Annotated in this window: 13 protein-coding genes; 12 read left to right on the plus strand and 1 reads right to left on the minus strand. The window is 65.9% G+C overall.

Annotated elements, in window-relative coordinates:
* From EDC64_RS23065 to EDC64_RS23090, 7 genes are all read left to right on the plus strand, one after another.
* Positions 1 to 969 (plus strand): DUF7146 domain-containing protein (locus tag EDC64_RS23065; protein ID WP_420808977.1); only part of this gene is annotated, 969 nt, incomplete at its 5' end.
* A gap of 368 nt (positions 970 to 1337) precedes the next feature.
* Entirely contained in the window at positions 1338 to 2264 is a 927-nt protein-coding gene (locus tag EDC64_RS23070; protein ID WP_132036207.1) for a DUF2493 domain-containing protein, read from the plus strand.
* An 85-nt stretch (positions 2265 to 2349) separates the two neighbouring features.
* A complete protein-coding gene (locus tag EDC64_RS23075; RefSeq protein ID WP_132036189.1) occupies positions 2350 to 2604 on the plus strand; it encodes a FitA-like ribbon-helix-helix domain-containing protein in 255 nt (84 codons plus the stop codon).
* Positions 2601 to 3023: a type II toxin-antitoxin system VapC family toxin gene (locus EDC64_RS23080; protein ID WP_132036191.1), complete on the plus strand. Its 423-nt coding sequence runs from the start codon at positions 2601 to 2603 to the stop codon at positions 3021 to 3023. Before EDC64_RS23075 ends, EDC64_RS23080 begins: the two co-directional genes overlap by 4 nt.
* Before the next feature lie 239 nt (positions 3024 to 3262).
* Positions 3263 to 3430 (plus strand): hypothetical protein, encoded by a 168-nt coding sequence (locus EDC64_RS23665; protein WP_165933870.1) that lies wholly within the window; start codon positions 3263 to 3265, stop codon positions 3428 to 3430.
* A 123-nt stretch (positions 3431 to 3553) separates the two neighbouring features.
* The gene (locus EDC64_RS23085) at positions 3554 to 3994 is read left to right on the plus strand and encodes a hypothetical protein (protein WP_132036193.1); all 441 of its coding nucleotides are present in this window, start codon (positions 3554 to 3556) and stop codon (positions 3992 to 3994) included.
* A 630-nt stretch (positions 3995 to 4624) separates the two neighbouring features.
* Entirely contained in the window at positions 4625 to 4951 is a 327-nt protein-coding gene (locus EDC64_RS23090; RefSeq protein ID WP_132036195.1) for a DUF736 domain-containing protein, read from the plus strand.
* A gap of 84 nt (positions 4952 to 5035) precedes the next feature.
* Here EDC64_RS23090 and EDC64_RS23095 read toward each other — a convergent pair whose 3' ends face one another.
* On the minus strand, positions 5036 to 5284 hold the full coding sequence (locus EDC64_RS23095) for a helix-turn-helix domain-containing protein (RefSeq protein WP_132036197.1): 249 nt from the start codon (positions 5282 to 5284) through the stop codon (positions 5036 to 5038).
* Between the two features lie 249 nt (positions 5285 to 5533).
* Between EDC64_RS23095 and EDC64_RS23100 the strand changes: the two genes are divergently transcribed.
* From EDC64_RS23100 to EDC64_RS23115, 5 genes are all read left to right on the plus strand, one after another.
* A complete protein-coding gene (locus EDC64_RS23100) occupies positions 5534 to 5800 on the plus strand; it encodes a DNA -binding domain-containing protein (RefSeq protein ID WP_132036209.1) in 267 nt (88 codons plus the stop codon).
* Positions 5801 to 5918: 118 nt separating this feature from the next.
* Entirely contained in the window at positions 5919 to 6260 is a 342-nt protein-coding gene (locus EDC64_RS23975; RefSeq protein WP_245504857.1) for a transcriptional regulator domain-containing protein, read from the plus strand.
* Positions 6226 to 6651, plus strand: a complete 426-nt coding sequence (locus EDC64_RS23105; protein ID WP_245504858.1) for a DUF2285 domain-containing protein — start codon at positions 6226 to 6228, stop codon at positions 6649 to 6651. The genes EDC64_RS23975 and EDC64_RS23105 overlap by 35 nt, the downstream gene beginning before the upstream one ends.
* Positions 6652 to 6773: 122 nt before the next feature.
* A complete protein-coding gene (locus EDC64_RS23110; protein ID WP_132036201.1) occupies positions 6774 to 7055 on the plus strand; it encodes a helix-turn-helix transcriptional regulator in 282 nt (93 codons plus the stop codon).
* Positions 7056 to 7064: 9 nt separating this feature from the next.
* The gene (locus EDC64_RS23115; RefSeq protein WP_132036203.1) at positions 7065 to 8129 is read left to right on the plus strand and encodes a replication initiator protein A; all 1065 of its coding nucleotides are present in this window, start codon (positions 7065 to 7067) and stop codon (positions 8127 to 8129) included.
* Positions 8130 to 8190: the final 61 nt, after the last annotated feature.

Genomic DNA, 8190 nt, shown 5'->3' on the forward strand with positions numbered 1-8190 from the left:
CGCGCGCTGACATTATGTTGCGTAGAAGCCGTCGATCGTCTGTGGAACAGTGCCCAATCACATGGGCGCAACATAACTCTCGGCGCAACATATTCAGTCTTATGTTCAACTGCACATAAGACCGATGCCGCCACCGGCGAGCACGGCGATCTCCTCGACGTCATCCGCGGATCGCTGGGTCTCACCGACTTCCCTGACGTTGCCGACGAAGCGCGGACCTTTCTCAGCCTGCCGCATCCCGAACCGGAGCCGAGATCACCTTGTCGCGGTATCGCGCCGGCCCCGTCAGGATCCGTCGAAGCGGCAAGGCGTCTGTTCGCCATGTCGCGACCCATCGCCGGGACCCTCGCACAGACGTATTTGCGCCGACGCGGCATTACGCTTTTGCACGGAACCGGAAACCTGCGCTTTCATCCACGCTGCTACTACAAGCCTGACGACAGCCCGTCAGAGACCTGGCCCGCCATGATCGCCGCCGTCACCGATCTCACCGGCAGGATCACCGGCGTACACCGCACTTGGCTTGCGCCCGACGGCTCGGACAAGGCTCCGGTCGACACGCCGCGCAAGGCGATGGGTGATCTGCTTGGGTCTGCCGTTCGCATCGGTGTGCCCGACAGCGCGATGGCAGCGGGCGAAGGCATCGAGACCATGCTTTCTCTCCGGCAGGTCCTGCCCGACATGGCGATGGCACCGGCGCTCTCGGCTGCGCATCTGGCCGCCATCCTGTTCCCGCCTGCCTTGAGGCGGCTCTACATCGTCCGCGACAACGATCCTGCCGGTGACGCCGCGCGAGACATGCTGATGGAACGGGCGAACGCCGACGGGATCGAGGCTGTTTGCCTGTCGCCAGCCCTCGAAGACTTTAACGAGGATCTCCAGCGGCTGGGTATCGATGCCCTCCAGGCGCGCGTTCGGGTACAACTCGCCCCGGAGGACGTGGCGCGCTTCATGAGCCTGACCCCATAGCCGGAGCGGGCTGAACCGCGAGACGTGGCTGCCATACCCGCAAGGATGCGTCAGTAACGGCAAGAGGACCGCGCCTTGGGCCTTCGAGAGGGCGATCGGCCATCAGCCGGGCCGGATCGGCAATGGCTGCCGCCGACGATTTTCCGGCGCGGCCTTCGGGCCGCTTTCCATCGCGAAGCAAAATCGCCGGCTTGTCGCCATCCTCCGCTGCGCTTCGGCCCTGTGCGCTTTCCGGCATGGTTTTGTCCCGAAACCGGTTCCCACTTTCTGGGAGCATGCCCGCGCTCCGGGTGCAGGTCCGTCCCGCCCGACGGCTTCGTCGCCATGAAGGCCGCCACGGCAAGCGGTCCAAACCGACGGAGCATCCCATGAGCGCGCATGACGACCACGAGCCGCACCACGTCTCATCTCCGACCGACCATCTGATCCAGGAATTGCAGATCCACGGCCACCGTCCTTCCGAGGACGAGCGCGACCAGCGCCCACCACCGGAAGACCGCCTCATCGAAGGCGCCATCGCCGATATCTTCGACGCCCTGGTCGCCACGATCACCGACACCAGCCTCGATACTGAGCTTCCCGATCTCCTCTGGTCGACCGTCAACATGTTCCATCGCGCCGTGGACCGGATCGAGCAGAAGCTTGACGATAATGAGCAGGCCCAGAAGCAGCTTCAGCGCGAACAGGACGGCTCGGAGGTGAAGTCCCTTGAGCTGGAGCGTCTGATCGACATCGGCATGAACCTGATCGGCCGGCGCGATGGCATGGAAACCTTCCGCGAGGCCGCCGCCCACTGCTACCGCATCGCCACCGGCTCGCCCTGGACACCACGGGCCGGATCACGGGTCAACCATCGCCACCTCACCGCAGCGCTGATCGACAGCCGGGATTTCCTCGCGGCCAGAAGGCGTGCCGATACTGAGGTGCTTGTGCCCGCCGGGCCGAAGATTGCCTTCTCCGGCGGCGACACCGCCGATCACAGGCAGATCTGGGCCAAGCTCGATCAGATCCACGCCAAGCACCCGGACATGGTGCTGCTGCATGGCGGCTCGCCTAAAGGCGCCGAAAAGATCGCGTCCCTCTGGGCCGACAGCCGCAAGGTGCCGCAGGTGGCCTTCAAGCCCGACTGGACGAAGCACGCCAAGGCGGCGCCCTTCAAGCGCAATGACCAGATGCTGAACGTCGTGCCGATCGGGGTCGTAATCTTTCCGGGCACCGGCATTCAGGACAATCTGGCCGACAAGGCCCGCAAGATGGGCATTCCAGTCTATCGGTTCGGGTCTGGTGGCGCATAAGCGCCGCCAACCCCGCCGCCTTGAATGTGATGGCAAACTCTCTATTTTTGCTATCAACCCTATCGATCTTACTGGAGGCGCCATCATGCCCGCAGTGACAATCCGCAACCTCTCCGAGGCAACGCACCGCGCCTTGAAGGTGCGCGCGGCACAGCATGGCCGCAGCACCGAAGCCGAGATGCGCGACATCCTTGAGACCGCCGTTCGCCCTGACACGCGCCTCCGGCTCGGGACGGCGCTCGCGGAGCGCAGCCGCCGTCTCGGCCTGACCAATGAGGACATCGACGCCCTCAGCCCGGCGCGCGACAGGACGCCTGCCGAGCCCATGAGCTTCGAATGATCCTTCTCGACACCAATGTCATCTCGGAGGCGATGAAGCCCACGCCCGACGACACCGTGCGGGCGTGGCTCGACGAGCAGGCGGCCGAGACGCTCTATCTCTCCAGCGTCACCATCGCCGAACTGTTGTACGGCATCGGTGCGCTGCCCGCGGGCAAGCGCAAAGACCGGCTCACCGAAGCCCTGGACGGGGTGATGGAACTATTCGCCGATCGTATCCTGCCGTTCGATATCGCTGCCGCACGACACTATGCCGACCTCGCGGTCAAGGCGCGGGCGGCTGGCAAGGGCTTTCCAACGCCCGACGGCTATATCGCTGCGATCGCAGCCGCCCGCGGCTTCACTGTGGCCACGCGCGATACCAGCGCATTCGACGCCGCCAGTGTGGCGGTCATCAATCCGTGGAACGTGGAACGCTGACGACCTGCCAGCGCGGCAACCCGCCATCACGGTCTCCTGACCGGACGACCACCCCCGCTTCACGACGCTGATCCTTGGGTCCAGCCGATGGCCTGACGCCATCAACCCATGAAGGGTCGGGCTACGCTGCGCGTGCCGCCGCTCCGGCTGCGCCTCACGCGGTGATTGCGGCCAGCGGCCGGCCCTTTCGGGCGCCTGTCAGCGGGGGATGGACCTCCGCTCGCGCAGGAGCCAGGTCGATGTCCGCCCAGATCGCTCACGCCTTCGCCTTCAGCCTCGCCACCACCCTGATGGCCACCGTCGTCATCTTCCGCGCTGGCGACGGCACGCTCTCCGTCGCCCCGGCTGCAGAATACGACGGCGACGAAGCCGCCATCGTCCGCGAAATCGACCCCTTCGACTCTTGAGAGGCGAGCGGGCGGCCATGAACGGCGGAGACGGCGTGCGCTCGCGCTCTGACGCCAACGCCAATCCCGCCGGGGCATCGTGGTGATGGAGGCGCTTCGATCTGATTTTATGGAGCCGCCCCCATGATCTTCATCGGCATTCTCCTCAGCATGGCGACAATCGCCTTCCTCTGCTGGCTGCTCTTCACGCTGGCGGTATTCGCGTTGCCGCTGTTTGCGGGCATCACGGCGGGCACATGGGCCTATGGCACCGGCGCCGGATGGCTCAGCGCTATCCTTGTCGGCTTTGCTGCCGCAGCCCTGACCTTCGGTCTTGGCCGGTTCCTGCTCGCCACCGTCCGCCCGATCTGGGCCCGTCTGCTCATCGCCGCCGCATTCGTCGTCCCGGCTGCCGCCGCGGGCTTCCACGCCACCCATGGCATCCTGAAGCACACCATGCCCTCCCAGCCGTGGCAGATGGTGTTTTCGATCCTCGGAGCCGGCGTGGTCGGCATCGTCGCCATCGTGCGCATCATCGAGACGAAGGCGTTCCGCCCTTCTGACGGGCACAGTTCGCCTCCCTGACGCCGCGATAGCCGTTCGGCGCACCAGACGGCGAATGGCATAGCGTCCGCGTCAACCGGCAGGGCCGGGAGGGAGCGGAGATCCGGCGCGCCGGCTTCGCCCTCTGATGCGGCAAGATTGGTGCGCGGGGAGGACGGCGGCCGCGTCCCAGCCGAAAGACCTCTTGGCGCAGAGCATTCGCGACGTTGGAGGGACGGGGAATGCGCAGCCTGGCCAAGCTCAGGGTATCGTCCGCCGATGCCGGCCGGTCGGGTCTCTATATCCGGCGCGAGGCCAAACGATCTCCCTCATCCATCCGCCCGTGCCCGCTCCAAACGGCCTCTTCAATGGCCTGATCTGGCCGAAGGTCGGCTGCGCCTCGAGCGCCTATGCCACAACGGCTGGTCCCGACTTTCTTCCCCTGCCGACGCCCCCCCCGCGCGCTGCGCGGGGACCCCGGATCGCCGTCATTCCTCGCGCAGCAACAAAGTCGCGCCTGTGCCGTCCTCCGCTGTGCTGCGGTCGCAATCCTCACCCCATCGCGCCGCGCGACGGGGACCCCGAGGCGATGTGGCGTCGTTCGCCTCCGGCCTCTCGATCGCCATCGAGGCCGCAATGGTGCGGGCTCAAGAGATAGGACGGAGACGGAACATGGCCACCATCGGCACCTTCAAGAAGACCGGCACCAACGAGTTCACCGGCGACATCGTCACCCTCGGCGTGCAGGCCCGCGGCGTGCGCATCATCCCCGACACCCGCGCCACCGGCGAGAACGCCCCCAGCCACCGGGTCCTGGTCGGCCGTGCCGAGATCGGGGCCGCCTGGTCCAAGCGCTCCACCGAGGGCCGCGACTATCTGGGCCTCAAACTCGACGATCCGAGCTTCACCGCCGCCATCTACGCCAACCTCTTCGATGACGAGGACGGCGAGAATTTCTCCCTCATCTGGTCCCGCCCCAGCGGGCGCCGCAGCGACTGAAGCGCAGACCGCGTCCCCGGCCACCGAGGCCGGGGACGCACTCCATCGGCAAGCGGCGAATTTCGCGATGGCTAAAATCGAGCCCTACTTGTCGTCCTCAGGATCGATCTCGGTCGTGCCTGTCGGCCGACGCAGGAGCAGGTCGGAGGCCTCAACGCCGAGAACCGAGGCGAGCCGCTGCACCACATCGATGCTGGCGTTGTAAACGCACCGCTCGAGCGAGCTGATATAGGTGCGGTCAATGTCCGCGAGATGCGCAAGCTCCTCCTGCGACAGCCCCTTGGCCAGCCGCAAGGCCTTCAGATTGCGCGCGAACACCTCTCGGATCTCCATGGCCGAGAGAGCAGTCGCTTGATGAGTATTTCACCACGGAGTATTCTCTACATCGCACTCGCCACGGTGTGGGCAGCGGTCGCCTGATGCCTCGCATCGTCAGTGCCAAAGAGACCGTGGATCAGGTGTGCGCACCGGCGACGCAGCGTTCGGCTTTATGGGCACGCATGATAGAATGATCCCAAATTGCAGCCCCACGCCGTCGCCGACGGCTTGGCTTGCGACAGAAGAAACGGCAGCCTGCGGGGGATGGACGTGGCCAAGGCGTTTGATGATAAGGCGCCGTCCGGTCAGAAGCTGACCGCCTATGACCGCACCCATATCAAGCTCTATATGCGCCTCCTCGACGCGACCTCCGAGGGAGCCGACTGGCAGGAAGTGGTGGTCGTCCTGTTCGGGATTGATCCGGCGCAGGAGCCTGCCCGCGCCCGCGCGGTGCATGACAGCCATCTGGAGCGCGCCCGCTGGCTCGCCCAGACAGGCTATCGCGATCTGCTCCCACATCGCGTGAACTGAAGCGCCGCTATCCAGGTGATGCGCGCGACGCATCACCTGTTGCCTGTGAGGTGAGTTCTGCCCGGCGATACAATCTTCAATTGATGACCCCACGGCATGCACCGTCTGGGAGTCGCTCATGAAGCCCGATACGTCGCGCTGGCGAGACAGTCGGACCTACGACTATTTCGATGATCTCTCGGTGGAGGGATTGGCCTGGGAATGCCTGAGGCGGGATGCGTCCTACCAGCAGGCGTATCGGGACCTTGTGGACGCCGAGAGAGCGGCTGCACCTCTCCCAGCCGAGGCCGAACATCTCTGGGGGTTGCGATGTCCCCGCGAAACCCTCGCTCCCCGCGACCCGTCAACCAGTCCACTGGTCCCCACGGATCAATCCGGCCGTCACCGTCCTCACCGAGCTTCCCGACCATCTGCTGGGCACCGGCATGGCACCTCACGCTGTGCCTGCCGAACCACCTGATCATGCGGCGCCGCCGCACCTTCTGCTTACCGTCGTTGAACCCTGCGCATCGATCGCGGCCCTGATCCCCTTCGACGACGACATGCCCGGCCGTATCGAGGCGCTGAACCGCCTCTGGCATGCGCAGCGTGGGAAGCGGATTCCACCCGACACCCGCATCACCCGCCAGCAGCGCGGACGCCTGCGGCTGATGCTTCAGGCCTGCGACGGACGGTGCCGGGGCGCCAGCTACCGCGCCATCGCTGAGGTAATGTTCGGCACTGAGCGTGTTGCGGCCGACCCCTGGAAGACGTCTCCCCTGCGCGACCGCGTCATCGGCTTGGTGGAAGGCGGCACTGGCCTGATCGCCGGCGGCTATCTGCGGCTGTTCCGCCACCGCCGCCGCGCCTGACGGGGTGGGGATTTTAGCCCCCCAATCTTCCCCATCCCTCCCGACATTCCTCCTCCGCCACCGTGGTCACCGTCCGCCGCCGCACTCCGGCGGCTCCCGCCACGCCCACGGAGGCCCGCTCCATGCGACCCGATCTAGCCACCCTCCCGCCGCGCTACCTGCGCACCAAGGAAGCCGCCGAGTTTCTCAGCCTGTCGGCCCGCACGCTGGAAAAGCACCGCACCTACGGCACCGGTCCCGCCTATCGCAAGCTCGGCGGACGCGTCGTCTATTCCATCGACGACCTGCAGGCCTGGACCGAGCGCGGCGCGGTCACCTCGACCTCCGATCCGCGCGGCACTGTCCTGCCGGCCAAGCGCCATGCGCTTGCCGCAGGTTCGTTCGCCGGCCGCGCCGCGCGCTGACCGCTCCCCATGGCGGCGCGGCATCATAGCCTCTCGGAGCGCGGACAGCTCGATCTGTTCCGCGCCCTGCCAGGGGACTTCGCGCCACGAGATGCGCAGGATCTCATGGCCTATCCCTTCTTCTCCCTCTCCAAGACGCCGCGCGTCGCGCCGATCGATTTTCGGACGGGCAGCATCGCCATCCGGGTCGAGGCCGTGCCCGACCACGGCATGGCGACGATCTGGGACGCCGATATTCTCATCTGGGCCGCCAGTCAGATCGTCGAGGCGCGCGACGCGGGGCTGCGCACCTCGCGCCTGATGGCGGCGACGCCCTATGAGATCCTCACCTTTGTCGGGCGCGGCACCTCGCTGCGGGATTATCAGCGCCTCAAGGCCGCGCTCGACCGTCTCCAATCCACGACGGTCTCGACCACCATCCGCCAGCCGGCGGAGGGACGCCGGCACCGCTTCTCCTGGATCAATGAATGGCAGGAGCGCACCGACCGCAGCGGCCGGCCGGATGGTGTCGACCTCATCCTGCCGGACTGGTTCTACCGCGCCGTGCTCGACGACGCGCTCGTGCTCACCATAGACCGGGCCTATTTCGGGCTGACGGGCGGGCTGGAGCGCTGGCTCTATCGGCTGGTGCGCAAGCATGGCGGGCGACAACAGGATGGGTGGCGGTTTGATTTCCGGCACCTGCACCAGAAGTCGGGCAGCCTGTCGCCCTTCAAGCGCTTCGCCTTCGAACTCAGGGATCTGATCCGGCGCCAGCCGCTTCCCGGCTACATGCTGTTCGTTGAGGTCGAGGTCAGTGGCCGGCTGTTGCTCGCCTTCGAGCCAGCCACGCCCTGTGGACAGCCTGTGGATAGCCTCGTGCTATCGGGAACCCGGGCTATCGTGCCATCGGGAACCGGCGCCTCGTGCTATCAGGAACCCAAACAGGCCTTAACCCACTGTCCTGCATCAGGAAATCGCGCCCTTAACTTAGAGTCTAACCCAGAATCTAACTCTAAAAGGCGCGCGAGCGCTTTTGCGAGCGCCGTCGATCAGCCCCGTGTCAGTTTTCCGCAAAGCGAAGACTGGGGGTGATCGGTGACTGATCTTCCCCTTAAAGCGGAGACTCGTTTTCCCTTAATCGTAGACTGGAGCA

This window comes from Aquabacter spiritensis (genome assembly GCF_004346185.1).
Classification (GTDB): domain Bacteria; phylum Pseudomonadota; class Alphaproteobacteria; order Rhizobiales; family Xanthobacteraceae; genus Aquabacter; species Aquabacter spiritensis.

What these genes read in the sequence shown, in the direction of transcription:
- EDC64_RS23075 (WP_132036189.1), top strand. Translation starts at nt 2,350, where the DNA reads ATGCCCGCAGTGACAATCCGCAACCTCTCCGAGGCAACGCACCGCGCC.
- EDC64_RS23095 (WP_132036197.1), bottom strand. Translation starts at nt 5,284, where the DNA reads ATGGAGATCCGAGAGGTGTTCGCGCGCAATCTGAAGGCCTTGCGGCTG.
- EDC64_RS23090 (WP_132036195.1), top strand. Translation starts at nt 4,625, where the DNA reads ATGGCCACCATCGGCACCTTCAAGAAGACCGGCACCAACGAGTTCACC.
- EDC64_RS23115 (WP_132036203.1), top strand. Translation starts at nt 7,065, where the DNA reads ATGGCGGCGCGGCATCATAGCCTCTCGGAGCGCGGACAGCTCGATCTG.
- EDC64_RS23110 (WP_132036201.1), top strand. Translation starts at nt 6,774, where the DNA reads ATGCGACCCGATCTAGCCACCCTCCCGCCGCGCTACCTGCGCACCAAG.
- EDC64_RS23100 (WP_132036209.1), top strand. Translation starts at nt 5,534, where the DNA reads ATGGACGTGGCCAAGGCGTTTGATGATAAGGCGCCGTCCGGTCAGAAG.
- EDC64_RS23105 (WP_245504858.1), top strand. Translation starts at nt 6,226, where the DNA reads ATGGCACCTCACGCTGTGCCTGCCGAACCACCTGATCATGCGGCGCCG.
- EDC64_RS23665 (WP_165933870.1), top strand. Translation starts at nt 3,263, where the DNA reads ATGTCCGCCCAGATCGCTCACGCCTTCGCCTTCAGCCTCGCCACCACC.
- EDC64_RS23080 (WP_132036191.1), top strand. Translation starts at nt 2,601, where the DNA reads ATGATCCTTCTCGACACCAATGTCATCTCGGAGGCGATGAAGCCCACG.
- EDC64_RS23085 (WP_132036193.1), top strand. Translation starts at nt 3,554, where the DNA reads ATGATCTTCATCGGCATTCTCCTCAGCATGGCGACAATCGCCTTCCTC.
- EDC64_RS23070 (WP_132036207.1), top strand. Translation starts at nt 1,338, where the DNA reads ATGAGCGCGCATGACGACCACGAGCCGCACCACGTCTCATCTCCGACC.
- EDC64_RS23975 (WP_245504857.1), top strand. Translation starts at nt 5,919, where the DNA reads ATGAAGCCCGATACGTCGCGCTGGCGAGACAGTCGGACCTACGACTAT.